Raw genomic sequence first — 15,267 nt, 5'->3', positions numbered from 1 at the left:
GTGCCCGCCAGGCCATGCGCAGATACGTTCCGCTGCCCGCACCCGGGAGTTACTTCCGCAGCAGAGCCCGGAACCGGCCTTCTGGGGCGAGCGGGACGGAACTGGACCATACGGATCACCCTTTCATTCGATAGCCGCAGGTCAAGGACCGCCTCATCACTCGATGGTGTGCCCGGCGCCGGATTCGGACAGCGCGGAACGGCTCAACTGCCAGCCGTTGCCGAGTCGTTCGACGAAGCCGAGGGCACAGAGCTCCTGGAGCCTCACGACAGCCGCATCAGGCGTCAGGCCGACCGCCTGTGCCAGCTGCGCGGACTGGGCGGTGCCGCGCGCGGGGAGCGCGTCGAGCACCAGCGCAGCCTCGCCGGGCAGTACGTCGCGGGGTACCGACGGGCCCCGTCTCCGCGGAGCCAGCTCGCCCATGCTCCCGACGAGTTCGATCACTTCAGCGGCATCCGTGACGAGGCTTCCGTCGGCCCGCAGCAGTTCGTGCACCCCCGCCGAGAGGCCTGATGTGACAGGGCCGGGAACGCCCATGACGAAGCGCCCCAGCCGCCGCGCGTGCCGCGCCGTCGACAACGAACCGCTTCGCAGCGCCGCTTCGACGACGACCGTGCCACGCGTGAGTGCCGCGATCACCCTGTTACGGAGCACGAAGCGGCTCCGCGAAGGGTGGTCTCGCGGGGGCAACTCCGCGAGAAGCAGGCCCTGTTCACCGATGCGTGAGATCAACTCGGCATGGCCCGGCGGATATGCCACATCCACCCCGCACGCCAGTACTCCGATCGTGGCTCCGCCCGCCGCGAGGGCTCCCCGGTGGGCGGCACCGTCGATGCCGTAGGCAGCGCCGGAGACCACCGTCCAGCCGCGTTGCGCGAGCCCCGCTCCGAGCACGGCAGCCACATGCCCGCCGTACTCCGTGCACGCCCGGGCACCCACCAGGGCAACCGATCGAAGCGCCCAGAACCGCAGATACGGAGCACCACGCACCCACAGCCCGATCGGTCTCGTCACCCCCAAGGCATCGAGCTGACCCGGCCATTCGCCGTCCCCAGGGCAGAGGAACCTGCCTCCCGCTGCCTCGATGGCCGCCAAGTCGGCCTCGGGACGGGCGCGTTCCGCCCGGGAACGGAGGCCGGCCCATCGCTGTTCGCCGACTCCGGGCAGCGGGGCGGCGTCCTGCCGCAGCGCCCGCACCACCTCCTGCGCCCCGTACGTCCGCAGCCACCGGCCCGCCGTTTCGTCACCGGGCTCCGCGATGCGGGTCAGCGCCACGCGCGCGAGCCGCTCCTCCGGGCCCGTCTCACCTCGCTCACCCGTGTCCTCGCCGCCGTCGGGGACGTCGCCCTGCGGTCCGCACGCCTCCCCTGTCATGGCTGCCACCGAGATGCGGAGGCCGTGGCCGCGGACACTGGGGTGCCACGTCTGATCCCCGTACGGAGCTCAAGTGCCCAGTCGACGTCCTGCGCGGTCGGACGGTCGTGCCCCGCCAGATCCGCGACCGTCCACGCCACACGCAGCACCCTGTCCATCCCCCGGGCGGTGAGCAGGCCGTGCTCCATGTCCTCCTCGGCCCTGCCGAGCGCCCCCGGTTCGGCCGGCCAGCGCGTACGCAGCTCATGACCGGGGACGTCGCTGTTCGCCGACCAGGGCGTCCCCGCGTAGCGCGCAGCGGCGCGCTCACGAGCCGCCAGCACACGCTCCGCGACGGCCGCCGTACTGTCCGAACTCCCGTGCAGGCCCGCCAGTTCGGAGCGGGAGAGCGGCTTGACGTGGACCCTCAGGTCGACACGGTCCATGAGCGGGCCCGAAAGCCTCGCCCGGTACCGCCTGATGGACGCAGGCCGGCACTCGCACCCACCGCCCTTCATTCCGTGGCGCCCGCAAGGACAGGGGTTGGCCGCGAGGACGAGCAGGAACCGGGCGGGCATCCGCATCACCCCTGAGGCCCGGGCGACCACGACGTGCCCCGACTCCAGCGGCTGCCGCATCGCGTCGAGAACCCGCCCGCTGCACTCGGCCGCCTCGTCCAGGAACAGCACACCGTGGTGCGCCATGGACACCGCTCCCGGCCGCGGCAGGCCCGAGCCGCCGCCGACCAGCGACGCCATCGTCGCCGAGTGGTGAGGGGCGCAGTACGGGGAGCGCGTGACGAGCGGCTGGCCGGGCGGAAGCACCCCGGCCACCGAGTGGACCGCGGTCACCTCCAGCGACTGCTGCGACGTCAGCGGCGGCAGCAGCCCCGGAAGACGCTCGGCCAGCATGGTCTTGCCCGCACCGGGAGGGCCTTTGAAGAAGATGTGGTGACGTCCGGCAGCCGCAACCTCCAGCGCTCTTCGGGCGGTGCTCTGGCCCGCGACGTCCGCCATGTCCAAGCTCCGCTCCGGCCCCCGCACCATGCCCGGACCCGCCCACTCGTGGCCGGGCAGAGAGAGGGCCGACGAGCCCCGGCCGGGGCCCCGTGCCTCCGGGACCAGGCCGTCCGCCGGCTCTTCCTCCGGCGCGGTCTCGTCGTTGAGCAGCGCGATCAGCTGCCGCAGGCTACGGACCCCGAGAACGCTCACGTCCGGCACAAGCGACGCCTCGGGCACGGCCTCCTCCGCCACGACGACCTGCCGGTGCCCCGCGTCCGCGGCGGCCAGCACCGCCGGAAGCACCCCACGGACGGGACGCACCCGCCCGTCCAGCCCCAGCTCACCGAGCATCACCAGGTCCGCGATGTTCCGCGGATCGATGCGCTCCGCGGCCCCCAGCACCGCACAGGCGACGCCCAGGTCGAATCCGCTGCCGCTCTTGGGGACGGCGGCCGGGCTCAGTCCGACGGTGAGCTTCTTCTGCGGCCAGTCGGCGCCCGCGTTCACCACCGCCGCCCGCACCCGGTCGCGGCTCTCGGTCAGGCTCTTGTCGGGCAGCCCCACCAGCGTGAACGTCGCCACCCCGGGCTCCAGGTCGGCCTGGATCTCGACGACGACGCCCTCCACGCCGACCAGCGCCACCGAGCACGTACGGGCGAACCCCATCAGGCCACCCCCCGAGCGTGCTGCACCAGCGGCGCGCCACGGCCCGGCAGCAGCACCCCGACGAGGTCGATCCGCACGCCGCCGCGCGGCGGCTGTCCGTACCTCGTGAGCCAGCACTCCGTCAGCCAGCGGGAGGCCAGTCTCCGCAGCCGTGCCGACTTGGCGGGGGTCACCGCCGACATCGGATGCTCGAACGTGCCGCCCCGCCCCGCACGTCTGGTCTTGACCTCGCAGACCACCAGCGCGTCCCTGTCCCGCGCGACGATGTCGAGCTCTCCCTCCGCGCAGCGCCAGTTGCGCTCCAGCACCACCATTCCCGACTGACGCAGCCTCCGGGCTGCCACGTCCTCTCCGTACCGGCCGAGGGCCTGACGGGCGCTCATCCGCACCACCTCCGTCACCGACTGTGACGGAAGCGGGACGATCGAGATGATCAAGGGAGATATCTGGGGAGAATCCGCTCGCTGTGGACAGAACCGTCACTCACAGGTGTGATGCGCGCGGCAGCGGAAGAGAAGGCGAACACGAGCACCAGGAGCAGCCACGAGCAGGTGGGGACAGCCCGATGCCGCCACCACCGGCGGGCCTGGTCGGGGGAGACCGGATCAGGGAAGGCAGCTTCAGGGAAAGGCAGGTCAGCCCTTGAAGCCGGAGTTCTCGGGCAGATCGAGGTCGCTCTTGTTGAGCTCCTCGATGTTCACGTCCTTGAAGGTCAGGACCCGTACCTGCTTGACGAAGCGGGCGGGACGGTACATGTCCCACACCCACGCGTCGGCCATGGAAACCTCGAAGAAGACCTCACCCTGTACCGAGTGCACCTGCATCTCGTAGTCGTTGGTGAGGTAGAACCGCCGGTCCGTCTCGATCACGTACTTGAAAAGACCGACGACGTCCCTGTACTCCCGGTAGAGCTTCAGCTCCATCTCGGTCTCGTACTTCTCGAGGTCCTCGGCGCTCATGGCATGTTCCCCTTCAGCCGTGCGTGCCCCCATTGTGCGTCAGCCGCGAGTGCCCCGTCCGGCCCGCCGCGCGATCGGGCCGTACGCCGCACCGCCCAGGATCAGGGCCGCACCGGCGACGACGGCGAGGACCAGCGGCTGCAGCGGCCCGGGGTCCGACGTGCCGCCCGGCAGCGCCGAGAACCCGGCGGGCCTGGTGAGCATCCCCAGGCCGCTCATGGGCCATGCGACGGCGTCCACTCGCGCGTCGACCGCGGAGCGCGGGACGGCACCGTGGTCGCCGTCCTGCAGGTGCACACGGGAGTCCACCGACTCCATGCGGTGATCACCGAGCAGGAAGAGCTTGCCCTCGGGGACCGTCGTCCCCTTGAACGGAGGCTGGGAGTCGGGCCCGGTGCCCTTCAGGTAGGGCTCGTCGAGTGTCTTCCCGTTGACGGAGAGCTCACCCTGCTTGTTGCAGCACTTGACCTTGTCGCCCCCGGTGCCCACGACGCGCTTGACCATCGGGACGTCGCCCCAGACCGAGTCCTGGAAGACGACGACGTCGCCGCGGCGTACGTCCCCACCGTCTATCCGCTCCGCCAGCACCCGGTCGCCCGCCTTGACGGTGGGGTCCATGGAGTCCGTCGGCACCGTGTACGGCTGGTACAGGAAGGCGCCCAGGAAGAAGGCGCCCAGGAACAGCACACAGCCGACCGCCACGGCGATCCCCGAGAGGGCATGTCCGAGGCGACCGCGACTTGTGCCAGTACGTCCAGCCTTGCTCATTCCAGCGCTCCCGGTCAGCTCGCCGCTTCGGTCTGGGCGCACCTTACCCGGGGTAGAGAGCCCTGAGTACGGGGGAGGGACGTCAGTCGCCGGCGAACGGCCGACCGTTCGCACGCACCGTGCGCCGCCTCCGCAGCCAGAGGACGAGCGGCACCGCACCGGCGACTCCGGCGGCGGCGGGTGCCGCTGCGGCGGCCTTCGCCTCTAGCCCCTTCTGGTCGAAGGTGTCCGGCACGGGCAGAGCCGACCACCGGGTGACCGGCCAGGCCACGACGATGGCCCGTCCGACGACCTTGTCCGTCGGGATCATGCCGTTGTCCAGCTTCTGGTGGTAACGGGAGTCGAGAGAGTCCTGGCGGTGGTCGCCCATCACCCACATCTTCCCCACGGGCACCTCGACCGGGCCGAAGGGCTTGTCGTCGCAGGAGGTGTTCCCGGGGAAGAGGTAGGACTCGTCGAGAGCCTTGCCGTTGACCTGCACCGGGCCGCCGCGCTTGCACTCGACCCTGTCGCCGCCGATGGCGACGACCCGCTTGATCAGGTCCTGGTCGCTGGCTGACGGCATGAGACCGATGCTGCTCAGCACGGTCTGGACCGCACCGCCCACCCCGCTCGGCTCGGGCACCGGAGATTCGTTCAGCCAGCCGCCCGGGTCCTCGAAGACGACGATCTCTCCCCGCTCGGGTTCGGATCCGAACCAGGGCGTGAGCTTGTCGACCAGCACCCTGTCCCCGACCTGCAGTGTGTTCTGCATGGAGTTCGAAGGGATGGAGAACGCCTGGACGAGGAACGTCTTGATCAGCAGTGCCAGGATCAGCGCGATGCCGATGAGAATCGGCAGCTCCTTCAAGAAGGACCGCTGCGGCCTGCCCTGTCCGCCCGACGTGTGATCACTTGTGGTGCCGTCTTCCGCACCCGTGCTCACGCTGATGTCACTGCCTCTCTCTGCGGTCGGCGGCGCACCGCGCGCCGCTGTCTGTGCTTCGGATCCGGAGACGGAAACGGATGCGGACGCGGAAGGGGACGCCTCAGGGGTCCTGCTCTCCGTGCCGCTCTCTCCGCCCTCGCCCTCGTTCTCGCCGGAACCGGAACGAGCGCCGACCGCCAGGTCCCCCACAATCACTCCTCAGAATCCACTGCCGCTTGTCCCACAGGCGGGACAAGCCCACCACACCCATAACGAGCGGGAGTTCCGCAGGGATCGGATACTGCGTCAGTCGGTCGTTCCCACCCTCGATCGGCGGAGCGGCAGCCGACGAACCGGCCGAGTCCGGAACCGCGGTGAAGGTCTTGGACGCTTCCAGCTTGCCCCAGTGGTCGAACGGCCATGCGATGACAACTGCCCGCCCCTGCACCATCTTCTCAGGGACGGTGCCGCCCTCCTCGCGCAGGTGGAAGCGGGAGTCGGCGGAGTTGGCCCGGTGGTCCCCCAGTACGAACACGCGCCCGGTCGGCACCCGCACGTCGAACTTGATCTCCGAGGGCTTGTTGCCCGGATTAACGTAGGGCTCCTGCAGCGCCTCGCCGTTGACGGTCACCTTGCCCTGCGCGTTGCAGCACTTGACCTCATCGCCTCCCACGGCGATGACACGTTTGATCAGATCCTGCTCGTCATCGGACGGAAGCAGACCGATGAACGTCAGGAACTCCTTGCCCTGCTTGATGCCGACCGGATCTTCCGTACGCTTCTTCTCCTCCGGTGGCAGCCAGCCGCCAGGGTCCTCGAAGACGACGACGTCGCCGCGCTCCGCCTTCCCGCCGAACCACGGCGTCAGCTTGTCCACCAGGACTCGGTCGCCGACGCGGATCGTCTGCTCCATCGAGCCGGACGGAATCACGAACGCCTGGACGAGGAACGTCTTCAGGATCAGCGCGATGAACAGGGCGACACCGACGAGGATCGGTATCTCCTTCGTCACCGACAGCCGTCTGCGCCGCTTCACGCGCTTCGCCGCACGCCGGCGCTCGGCCCGCCCGCCGCTCGGCCCGGGCGGGATGCCGAGCCTCTCGTCCCTGGTCTCGCGCCCGGGCAGGTCCATCAACCGGGCCGAGTAGGCGCTCAGCCGCATGGTCTCGCCGGAGCTGACCGTGGACGGCGGAGGCGGGCCGTCCGGCCCGGGGAAGCTCATCGGCGGCGGCTGTCTGCGTCTCGCGGGGCCGTCCTGCGGGCTGCCGAAGTAGTCGAACGGTTCCGTGTAGTCGTAGTCGCCGGAGTAGTAATCGGAGCCGTCGGCACCGCCGTTGCGGCCGTTGAAGCCGGAGTACTGCGCTCCGCCATAGCCGTTGGGGCCGCCGTTGGGCGCACCGTTCCCGTTGGGAGCGGCGTAGCCGTTGGGTGTTCCGTAACCGTCGGGAGGGCCGTAGCCGTTGGTTCCGCCGTATCCGTTGCGGCCGTTCGGTCCGTTCGCGCCGTTGCCGCGCGGCGGCCCGGCGTACGGGTCGTCGTCGTAGTCACTCGGTACGCCGTAGTCGTACCGGCGGCCGTCGCGGGCAGGGCCCACCCGGTCACTCATGGGCACCTCCCCCGCCTCCGCGGACCGCTGCCCATCGGTCCGTCGGCCATGCGATCGCGTCGGCCCGCCCGATCACGCGCTCCACCGGAACCGTGCCACCACCCGCGTCACCGAGGTGGTCACGCGAGTCGCTGGAGTCGGAACGGTGATCGCCCATCACCCACAACCGCCCTTGTGGCACTTCGATATCGAACGGCACGGCTGACGGGTCGTCACCGCCATACAGATAACGCTCGTCCAGCGGAACACCGTTCACCTCGATCCTTCCGCGCTTGTCGCAGCACCGGACCCGATCCCCGCCGACGCCGATCACACGCTTGACGTAGTCCGTCTCGGATGGTCTCACCAGACCGACCGCAGCACCGGCCTCTCGCAAAAGACCGGTCACCGGATTCCCGCCCGTCCCCTCCTCAGCCATGAACGAACCCCTGCCGTCAAAGACCACAACGTCTCCGCGGGCCGGAGAGTTGCCGATCCGATAGGCAAGCTTGTTCACCAGTATCCGGTCACCGACCTCCAGAGTGGGGGCCATTGATGCAGACGGGATCAAAAAAGGCTGCACGACGAATGCGCTGACCAGCAAGAGCGCGCTGAGCAGCGACGCAGCAACCGCGCACAAGCGAGCGGAGCGTGACCAGCCCCTCCACATCTGCCCGAACGGGCCGGAGGAGCGGTCCCGCTCCGCATCGTTCTGCTGCTGCGCCTCGGTGTCCATCGGGCCGCCAGCCTAGCCGCCCTCCGGATCCCGGACAGCTTGATCAGTTCTCGCGCTTCTCCTTGATCTTGGCAGCCTTGCCGCGGAGTTCGCGGAGGTAGTAGAGCTTGGCGCGACGCACGTCACCGCGGGTGACGACCTCGATCTTCTCGACGATCGGGGTGTGCACCGGGAAGGTGCGCTCGACGCCGACGCCGAAGCTGACCTTGCGGACGGTGAAGGTCTCCCGCACACCGTCGCCCTGGCGGCGGATGACGACGCCCTTGAACTGCTGCACACGCGAGCGGTTGCCCTCGATGACGCGCACGTGGACGTTGACCGTGTCGCCGGGGCGGAACGGCGGAACGTTGTCGCGCAGCGAAGCCGCGTCGAGGTTCTCGAGAAGCTGAGACATGATCGTCTGCTTTCCTTCGCCGATGCCACAGGTCATCAGCGGAATGATCGTGATGCTGACTGGGAAGCCCGCTCCCGTGCGGGCGTCGGTCCCCCTGTGGCAGGGTCGCGCGCCGGGTACGGAGCAGCCGCCTATTCTTCCACGTGCTGCCCGGTCGGCCAAAATCGGCCGTCGGAGCCCTCTCTCCAGCCCAGCCGCTCCAGCTCGGCGCGGTCGTGCGCGTCGAGCGAGGAGGGATCGCAGCGTGCGATGAGATCGGGCCTGTTCGCCGCAGTGCGTGCCAGTGCCTGGTCACGGCGCCAGCGGGCGATGCGGCCGTGGTGGCCGCTGAGCAGTACCTCGGGGATGCCGCGGTCCCGCCACTGCGGAGGCTTCGTGTAGACGGGGCCTTCCAGCAGGTGGGACATCGGGCCGGCCGCGAAGGAGTCGTCCTGGTGCGACTCGGCGTTGCCGAGCACCCCGGGAAGCAGACGGGCGACGGCCTCCACCATGACCAGTACGGGTGCTTCGCCTCCGGCCAGTACGTAGTCGCCGATCGAGACTTCGCGTACGTCCAGCCGGTCCGCGTACTCGTCGATCACGCGGCGGTCGATGCCCTCGTAGCGCGCGGGCGTGAAGACGAGCCACGGGGCGCCGGAGAGCTCGACGGCCAGCTCCTGGTCGAAGGGCCGACCGCCCGGAGTCGGCACGACCAGCATCGGCGCGGGCGTGGTCCCGGCCGCGGGCGTGGTCCCGGCAGGGGAAGTCGCCGTGCCGAGGATCTCGTCGAGTGCCTCGCCCCACGGCTCCGGCTTCATGACCATGCCGGGGCCGCCGCCGTACGGGGTGTCGTCGACGGTGTGGTGCCTGTCGTACGTCCATCGGCGCAGGTCGTGCACGCGCACGTCGAGCAGCCCGCGGGCACGGGCCTTGCCGACGAGCGAGACGTTCAGCGGCTCCAGGTACTCCGGGAAGATGGTGACGACGTCGATCCTCACCGTCCGCCGTCCTCTGCCTCTCGCTCCGCGTCCGCACGGGGGCCGGTCTCGCCCAGCAGCCCGGGGGGCGGCTCGATCACGATCCGCTGAGCCTCCAGGTCGACTTCGGGGACGATCTCGGTGACGAAGGGGATCAGCGCCTCGCTGCCGTCCTCCCGCTTGACCACGAGAAGGTCCTGGCCCGGCGGATGTGCGACCTCCTCGACCCGGCCGACGGCCGTTCCGTCGCGGGTGACCACATCGAGGTCGACGAGCTGGTGGTCGTAGAACTCCTCCGGGTCCTCCGGCTGTTCGTCCGGATCGACCTCGGCGATGAGCAGGGTGTTGCGCAGGGCCTCGGCCGCGCCGCGGTCCTGGACCCCTTCGAAGCGCAGCAGCAGCCGGCCGCTGTGCACGCGGCCGCGCTCGATGGTCAGCGGGTCCGGCCGCGGCGGGTCGGTGGCGAGCACCGCGCCCGGGGCGAGCCTCGACTCCGGCTCGTCCGTGCGCACTTCGACGGTGACCTCACCCTTGATGCCGTGGGCGCGGCCGATGCGTGCGACGACTAGCTGCACTATGCCTCTCCGTGCTCGACCTGCTGATGATGCCGTTGGTGCCCTCGCTGCGGACCGCCGCGCGCCGTGCCCGTACGCGCGCCCGTACGCGAACACGGGCCGGAGACGGCCAGTGCCGTCCCCGGCCCGTGCCGGTGCTGTGTTGTGCGGCTCAGCGGACCTGGTCCACGTCGACGAGGTCGACGCGGACACCGCGGCCGCCGAGGGCGCTCACGACCGTACGCAGAGCACGCGCGGTGCGGCCGCTGCGGCCGATCACCTTGCCCAGGTCGTCGGGGTGCACCCTGACCTCGAGCACGCGCCCACGGCGCAAGGTGCGGGACTCGACCTGCACCTCGTCCGGATTGTCGACGATGCCCTTCACCAAGTGCTCGAGGGCCTCCTCGAGCATGATCAGGCCCCGGTCGACTCGGTGGAGGACTCAGCCTTGTCGGCCTCGTCTGCCTTCTTGTCGGCCTTCTTGGCCTTCTTGGTGATCGCTTCGCCCTTGGGCTCGTCCGCCGACTCCTTGGCCGCGGCCTCGAAGAGGGCCTTCTTGTCGGCCTTGGGCTCGGCGACCTTCATCGGCTCGGGGGCCGGCAGACCCTTGAACTTCTGCCAGTCACCGGTGACCTTGAGGATGGCCGCGACGGGCTCGGTCGGCTGCGCGCCGACACCCAGCCAGTACTGGACGCGCTCCGAGTCGACCTCGATGCGCGAGGGGTTCTGCACCGGGTGGTACAGGCCGATCTCCTCGATGGCGCGGCCGTCACGGCGCGTACGGGAGTCGGCGACGATGATGCGGTAGTGCGGCGAGCGGATCTTGCCCAGTCGCTTCAGCTTGATCTTGACTGCCACTGCTGTGGTGTCTCCTGGTCTTGACGTGGGTGGACACGGCGGGTGACCACGTGGGGTTGCGGTACCCGGAGGTCCGATGGACGCGTCAGCCGTAGGAGAGAGGGGTCCTGTGCGACTGTCGAGTACAGCGCACCATGATGCCACACGTGACCCGCCCGGCCGAACGCGGATCGGGACGGGCCGGTGCGGCCCGATGCCGGGACGGCACGGCCTGCCCGCCCCGGCGATCACGGCCCGGTACGGGTCATCCGACGGCGGCCGCCACGGCTTCCACCCTGTCCGCGGGCTCCGCGGAAGCGGCGGGCTCCACCGCGGCGTCCGGGATGCGGAACGGCTTGCGGCACGCCCCGCACACAATGGGCGCCTGTGCCAGCACCGACGGGACCACGCGCACGTTCCGCCCGCAGTCGCAGACGGCCTTGACGCGCACGCCGCCGCCGCTCGAACCGTGACGGGCGGCGGGACCGCGGAAGCTGCCTTCGCCGTCCGCCTCGGTGGCGGCGCTGTAGGCCTTCAGAGCCCGCTGGAGGCGCTCGATGGTGGGCCTGTAGCGACGCCGCGTCTCGGCGGAGGGCGTGACGAGGGAGAAACCGCTGCTCGCATGCGGCTCGTCCGGGTGCGCCAGGCCCAACTCCTCGGCGACCGCGAGGAATCTGCGGTTGTGATAGCGGCCCGCACGGGAGGTGTCTCTGATTCCCCGCGCGGCGGCGATCCCGTGGACGGCCTCGTGCAGAAGCCGCTCGAAGGAGAGCCCGCTGCCGCATGCGGAGGAGGACTCTCCGATCAGCGATTCGGGTGCGGCCAGATCCGGCAGCTCGGGGTGGTGCCTCTGAATGTCCGCCCAGGCAGCTGCCAGCTCGGCGGCGAGAACTGGTGGTGTCGTGCTCACGTCGTGCTCAACGAGTCGGACCGCCTCAGTGTTCCGATTCCGGGACAACCTAAATATTTTGCACGTACCGGTCAGTTGCGACGCTGTCGCTCCAGTTGGGCGAGCGCGCAGGAATGCGCACAACCAGCCCAGCCTGGCCATCCCGGACGTACCTCCGGGTTAGGAGGCCCGTCGGGAGCGATCGGTACACCTCGGTGACCATACCGACATTCCCCGGAGCTTTGTGCACCGGGGTACCGCCTGCGACCTGGGAGAGAGCAGGATCACGTTCCCGCCCCCGTTGGCAATATCCAGGATTCTGGATATTATCCCGGGATGATCAGCGGCGCCGACGAGCGCTTCCTCACCCGCAACGGCATGGCAGCACGTCAACTGGCCGCGCTGCTGCTGAATCACGAAGCGGACACACGTCTTCCACGACTGCGCGACTTCGCCGGCGAACTGAAGGTGGGGAACGGGACCGTACAGGCGGGGCTGCAGCTCCTGGAGGAGGCCGGGGCCGTGGAGACCAGGGCTCGCGGCCATCTCGGCACATTCCTGGTGCACTCCGACCGCGCCATACTGTGGCGGCTCGCCGGGCTGGGCACGCTTCTCGCGGCGATGCCGCTGCCGTACTCGCACCGGTACGAGGGCCTCGCCACCGGGCTCAGGGCCGCCTTCGAGCAGGCAGGGGCGCCGTTCGCGATCACCTTCATGCGGGGAGCCTCCACGCGGCTCGGGGCGCTCCTGGAGGGCAAGGCCGATCTCGTGGTGCTCTCGCGCTTCGCCGCCGACCGGGTCGCGGAGGAACATCCCGTCGAACTGGTGGCCGACCTGGGCCCCGCTACGTACGTCGGGTCGCACGGTCTGCTGCTGCGCCGCGGCACTCCCCTGGAGACCGAAGGGCTGCGCGTCGCCGTCGACTCCTCCTCGGAGGACCTGCGGGCGCTGGCGGCACGGGTGTTCGCGGGACGCGGGGACGTGGAGTGGGTGGAGGCCTCGTACATGCAGCTGCGGGGGTTGTTCGCACAGGGACGGGCCGACGCCACGGTGTGGAACCTCGACGAGGTGCGCGATCACCTGGGCCCGGACGTCGAAGTCCTGCCCCTGGACGAGGAGATCACTCGCGAGCTGGCTTCGCGCAACTCCAGCGCCGTGCTGATCGGACGGGCCGGGGAGTCGCCCGCGCTCGACGCGGTGCGCGCGTCGCTGGACTTCGAGCTGGTCACGGCGGTGCAGGGCGAGGTGCTGCGGGGCGAACGCGTCCCGCTGTACTGACACTTCGCCGCTGAGGCCCTCCTCCCTGCTCCGTGACGGAAGAAAGAGCGGCACCGGGTCTCCTCAAAAAGCAGAATCCTGATTATTGTCGTGCCCGGAATCGTGCGTCGGAAGGATGCGCCATGGAGGAGGAGCTCGAAGAGAAGCTGGCCCTCCGGATCCAGTTGTTCCGGGAGAGCGGTCAAGTACGCGCGGAGGTGGCCGAGTTCGTGGAGGGCGAGCTGCGGCGGCTGGCCCGTGCGGGGCTGCCCGTCTCCGAGGAGACAGCCGGCATGCTCACCAGCCACCTGATGATGGCGCTGAACCGGCTGCTGAACGGCGAGTCCCTCGAAGACCCGGCTGCCGGGGACCAGATGGCGGCCGAACTGGCCGCCCGTCCCGGTGCCGTACGGCTGGCGCGGCAGATGTCCGTACGTGCGGAGCAGGCGCTCGGGACGGCACCGCTCCCCGAGGCCGAGACCGGCTATCTGGCCATGCATCTGGCCGTACTCGCGCAGCGCGGCCCCGCAGCAGGTGCCGGAGAGGGCGTGCGTGAGGGCACCCCCGTACAGCAGAACGGAGAGCAGCCGTGACGAGGATTCTCACCGGAGGGGTCGGCAAGGTCCAAGTCGCCGAAGCGCTGGCGGACTTGGCCGTCGACGGGCTGGAGGTCACCGTCTCCGGCGACATGGAGGCGGCGATGAAGCTGCGTACGGGACAGGCCGACTACTACCTCGGCACCTGCCACACCGGCGCCGGGGCGTCCCTCGGGGTGCTGCTCGGTGTGCTGGGCAGCGGCACCTGCCACACCTTCGGGCGCGGTGTACCCACCGAGGCGGAGGTCACGGAACTGCTGGAGGGCGGTACGAAGGTCTTCGGCTTCGGCATGGACCAGATCTCCGAGGCCACGCCCGTCATCGCACGCGCCATCGCCGCGCACACCCGCCGGCCGCCGGACCCGAGGAGCGCCCCGTGAACACCCTTGTGGCAGGCGCGGCGAGCGCCGGCGGGAAGAGCCTCGACTTCTCATTCGCCCAGCAGGCGACCGTCATCGTCCTGTGCGCGCTGACAGCGCTCATATCGCACATGGCGCTGGCCGTCTTCAACGACGGCGTACGCCCGTTCATGCTGGACTTCATCCAGGGCCGCAGCACCCGCAGCGCGACCACCGCGGTCTCCTTCGGGCTCTCCGCCGGCTTCATCTTCGGACTGGGTGCGCCCATGGCGCTGTCCACCGGAGTGCTCAACCCGTGGCTGCTCTTCCTGCCGACCGACGTGCTCGGGCTTCTGGCCCCGAAGAAGTGGCTCGCTCCCCTGCTGGGCGGCGCGTGGGGAGCGCTGGTCATCTTCGGGCTGGGCGGGGCCAACGAGGTCGCGCACGATCTGCCCGTCGACTTCCTGACGGCCATGCAGCAGATGGCCACGCCGATCCTCTTCCTCTTCACGCTCTTCCCGGTGCTCGCGATCACCAGGCAGTTCGGGAAGCTCCGCGGCGGCATCGCCGGTGTGGTGGAGCTCGCGCTGGTGATCCTCACGATGAAGCTGTGGCCCGATGTCTTCCCGGGCGCGGCGGCGATGGCGGTGGGCGTGGTCATGCTCATCGGGTTCGCGACGGCCAAGGACATACGGCAGCGCCGGGCGGACCGGGCGGCGGCCAAGGCGGAGGCCGGCATCGGCTCGGACTCGGGCTCGGGCTCCGGCGCGGGGAGCGGGGCCGAGGGCAGGCAGGTGTCCGAGGCGGAGCTCGAAGATCCGATGCAGTCGCTGTTCAGCGCGAGCGCCACCCGGCTGCGCCGGCATCTTCCGCTCTTCATGGTGCTGGGCGCGGGAGTGTGCCTGCTGGCACAGATGCACGTCTTCGGGGGCGGCGAGGCCACGAGCTTCCTCATAGCCAAGGGCGACTACTCCGGCGCCGCCCAGGTCGACTTCTACCGCGTGTTCGGTTTCATACCGCTGATCGCCACCACCGCGCTCGCCTCCGGCGCGTACGCGATCGCCGGGTTCACCTTCGTCTATCCGATCGGCTACCTGCTGCCGAGCCCGTGGCTGGCGCTCCTCGCCGGCGCGGCCGTCTTCGCCCTCGAGGTGCTGGCGCTGTCCTGGATCGGCAGGATGCTCGGGCGGCTGCCGTCCGTACGGGACTCCTCCGAACATCTGCGGAACGCGATCAGCGAAAGCCTGTGGCTGGCCATCCTGTTCGGCTCGCTGCTGGCGGCGAACACCATGGGCGGCGGGCTCGGCATCCTCATCGTGGGCGGTCTCTACCTGCTCAACGAGGCGATGGGCCGGGTGGTGGTCCGCATGGCCGCCGCTCCGGCGGCGGTCCTGGTGGGCGGGGTGCTGCTCAATCTCCTGTATGGGCTCGACCTGTTCACCCCGGTCAAGAGCTGACAGCGGCGGCGGAG

At 70.0% G+C, this 15,267-nt stretch carries 18 protein-coding genes; 4 read left to right on the top strand and 14 right to left on the bottom strand.

Going from position 1 to position 15,267, the window contains the following annotated elements; all coding sequences use genetic code 11:
• Positions 1-156: 156 nt before the first annotated feature.
• The 14 genes from dprA to AN215_RS26165 all read right to left on the bottom strand — a co-directional run bounded on the left by dprA (position 157) and on the right by AN215_RS26165 (position 11,674).
• Entirely contained in the window at positions 157-1,374 is a 1,218-nt protein-coding gene (gene dprA, locus AN215_RS26230; protein WP_079123423.1) for a DNA-processing protein DprA, read from the bottom strand.
• Positions 1,371-3,020 carry a YifB family Mg chelatase-like AAA ATPase gene (locus tag AN215_RS26225; protein ID WP_070010708.1) on the bottom strand — a complete coding sequence of 550 codons (1,650 nt, stop codon included), beginning with the start codon at positions 3,018-3,020 and terminating at the stop codon, positions 1,371-1,373. The genes dprA and AN215_RS26225 overlap by 4 nt, the downstream gene beginning before the upstream one ends.
• A complete protein-coding gene (locus tag AN215_RS26220) occupies positions 3,020-3,403 on the bottom strand; it encodes a YraN family protein (RefSeq protein ID WP_070011319.1) in 384 nt (127 codons plus the stop codon). Before AN215_RS26220 ends, AN215_RS26225 begins: the two co-directional genes overlap by 1 nt.
• A gap of 252 nt (positions 3,404-3,655) precedes the next feature.
• Positions 3,656-3,979, bottom strand: a complete 324-nt coding sequence (locus AN215_RS26215; protein ID WP_070010709.1) for a DUF2469 domain-containing protein — start codon at positions 3,977-3,979, stop codon at positions 3,656-3,658.
• A 39-nt stretch (positions 3,980-4,018) separates the two neighbouring features.
• Positions 4,019-4,747: a signal peptidase I gene (lepB, locus tag AN215_RS26210; protein WP_070010710.1), complete on the bottom strand. Its 729-nt coding sequence runs from the start codon at positions 4,745-4,747 to the stop codon at positions 4,019-4,021.
• Positions 4,748-4,829: 82 nt separating this feature from the next.
• On the bottom strand, positions 4,830-5,864 hold the full coding sequence (lepB, locus tag AN215_RS26205; RefSeq protein WP_070010711.1) for a signal peptidase I: 1,035 nt from the start codon (positions 5,862-5,864) through the stop codon (positions 4,830-4,832).
• Entirely contained in the window at positions 5,776-6,786 is a 1,011-nt protein-coding gene (lepB, locus tag AN215_RS30555; RefSeq protein WP_079123523.1) for a signal peptidase I, read from the bottom strand. Before lepB (AN215_RS30555) ends, lepB (AN215_RS26205) begins: the two co-directional genes overlap by 89 nt.
• Positions 6,787-7,252: 466 nt before the next feature.
• Positions 7,253-7,975: a signal peptidase I gene (gene lepB, locus AN215_RS26195; RefSeq protein ID WP_070010713.1), complete on the bottom strand. Its 723-nt coding sequence runs from the start codon at positions 7,973-7,975 to the stop codon at positions 7,253-7,255.
• A 43-nt stretch (positions 7,976-8,018) separates the two neighbouring features.
• The gene (gene rplS, locus AN215_RS26190) at positions 8,019-8,369 is read right to left on the bottom strand and encodes a 50S ribosomal protein L19 (RefSeq protein ID WP_070010714.1); all 351 of its coding nucleotides are present in this window, start codon (positions 8,367-8,369) and stop codon (positions 8,019-8,021) included.
• A 131-nt stretch (positions 8,370-8,500) separates the two neighbouring features.
• Positions 8,501-9,346, bottom strand: a complete 846-nt coding sequence (trmD, locus tag AN215_RS26185) for a tRNA (guanosine(37)-N1)-methyltransferase TrmD (RefSeq protein WP_070010715.1) — start codon at positions 9,344-9,346, stop codon at positions 8,501-8,503.
• Positions 9,343-9,900, bottom strand: a complete 558-nt coding sequence (gene rimM / locus AN215_RS26180; RefSeq protein WP_070010716.1) for a ribosome maturation factor RimM — start codon at positions 9,898-9,900, stop codon at positions 9,343-9,345. Before rimM ends, trmD begins: the two co-directional genes overlap by 4 nt.
• 151 nt (positions 9,901-10,051) lie before the next feature.
• Positions 10,052-10,291, bottom strand: coding sequence for an RNA-binding protein (locus AN215_RS26175; protein ID WP_028435408.1), 240 nt, complete (start codon positions 10,289-10,291; stop codon positions 10,052-10,054).
• A gap of 2 nt (positions 10,292-10,293) precedes the next feature.
• Positions 10,294-10,737, bottom strand: coding sequence for a 30S ribosomal protein S16 (gene rpsP, locus AN215_RS26170; protein WP_070010717.1), 444 nt, complete (start codon positions 10,735-10,737; stop codon positions 10,294-10,296).
• Between the two features lie 244 nt (positions 10,738-10,981).
• Complete coding sequence (locus AN215_RS26165) at positions 10,982-11,674, bottom strand: hypothetical protein (RefSeq protein WP_079123422.1); 693 nt, start codon at positions 11,672-11,674, stop codon at positions 10,982-10,984.
• Positions 11,675-11,941: 267 nt separating this feature from the next.
• Here AN215_RS26165 and yhfZ point away from each other — a divergent pair, with 267 nt between their 5' ends.
• From yhfZ to AN215_RS26145, 4 genes are all read left to right on the top strand, one after another.
• Positions 11,942-12,883: a GntR family transcriptional regulator YhfZ gene (gene yhfZ / locus AN215_RS26160; protein WP_420856148.1), complete on the top strand. Its 942-nt coding sequence runs from the start codon at positions 11,942-11,944 to the stop codon at positions 12,881-12,883.
• A gap of 122 nt (positions 12,884-13,005) precedes the next feature.
• The gene (locus tag AN215_RS26155) at positions 13,006-13,455 is read left to right on the top strand and encodes a PRD domain-containing protein (protein WP_070010719.1); all 450 of its coding nucleotides are present in this window, start codon (positions 13,006-13,008) and stop codon (positions 13,453-13,455) included.
• Positions 13,452-13,838: a DUF2620 domain-containing protein gene (locus AN215_RS26150; RefSeq protein WP_070010720.1), complete on the top strand. Its 387-nt coding sequence runs from the start codon at positions 13,452-13,454 to the stop codon at positions 13,836-13,838. Before AN215_RS26155 ends, AN215_RS26150 begins: the two co-directional genes overlap by 4 nt.
• On the top strand, positions 13,835-15,253 hold the full coding sequence (locus AN215_RS26145; protein ID WP_245694725.1) for a YhfT family protein: 1,419 nt from the start codon (positions 13,835-13,837) through the stop codon (positions 15,251-15,253). Before AN215_RS26150 ends, AN215_RS26145 begins: the two co-directional genes overlap by 4 nt.
• Positions 15,254-15,267 lie beyond the last annotated feature (14 nt).

The sequence above is a fragment of the Streptomyces abyssalis genome, assembly GCF_001751365.1.
In the GTDB taxonomy this organism is placed as follows: Bacteria; Actinomycetota; Actinomycetes; order Streptomycetales; family Streptomycetaceae; genus Streptomyces; species Streptomyces abyssalis.
The sequence above is the reverse complement of the archived record's forward strand: the minus strand, read 5'-3'. Positions and strand labels throughout refer to the sequence as shown.

Excerpts from the sequence above, each read along its gene's own strand:
- dprA (WP_079123423.1), bottom strand. The coding sequence starts at position 1,374 with ATGACAGGGGAGGCGTGCGGACCGCAGGGCGACGTCCCCGACGGCGGC.
- AN215_RS26225 (WP_070010708.1), bottom strand. The coding sequence starts at position 3,020 with ATGGGGTTCGCCCGTACGTGCTCGGTGGCGCTGGTCGGCGTGGAGGGC.
- AN215_RS26220 (WP_070011319.1), bottom strand. The coding sequence starts at position 3,403 with ATGAGCGCCCGTCAGGCCCTCGGCCGGTACGGAGAGGACGTGGCAGCC.
- AN215_RS26215 (WP_070010709.1), bottom strand. The coding sequence starts at position 3,979 with ATGAGCGCCGAGGACCTCGAGAAGTACGAGACCGAGATGGAGCTGAAG.
- lepB (WP_070010710.1), bottom strand. The coding sequence starts at position 4,747 with ATGAGCAAGGCTGGACGTACTGGCACAAGTCGCGGTCGCCTCGGACAT.
- lepB (WP_079123523.1), bottom strand. The coding sequence starts at position 6,786 with ATGGACCTGCCCGGGCGCGAGACCAGGGACGAGAGGCTCGGCATCCCG.
- lepB (WP_070010713.1), bottom strand. The coding sequence starts at position 7,975 with ATGGACACCGAGGCGCAGCAGCAGAACGATGCGGAGCGGGACCGCTCC.
- rplS (WP_070010714.1), bottom strand. The coding sequence starts at position 8,369 with ATGTCTCAGCTTCTCGAGAACCTCGACGCGGCTTCGCTGCGCGACAAC.
- AN215_RS26175 (WP_028435408.1), bottom strand. The coding sequence starts at position 10,291 with ATGCTCGAGGAGGCCCTCGAGCACTTGGTGAAGGGCATCGTCGACAAT.
- yhfZ (WP_420856148.1), top strand. The coding sequence starts at position 11,942 with ATGATCAGCGGCGCCGACGAGCGCTTCCTCACCCGCAACGGCATGGCA.
- AN215_RS26155 (WP_070010719.1), top strand. The coding sequence starts at position 13,006 with ATGGAGGAGGAGCTCGAAGAGAAGCTGGCCCTCCGGATCCAGTTGTTC.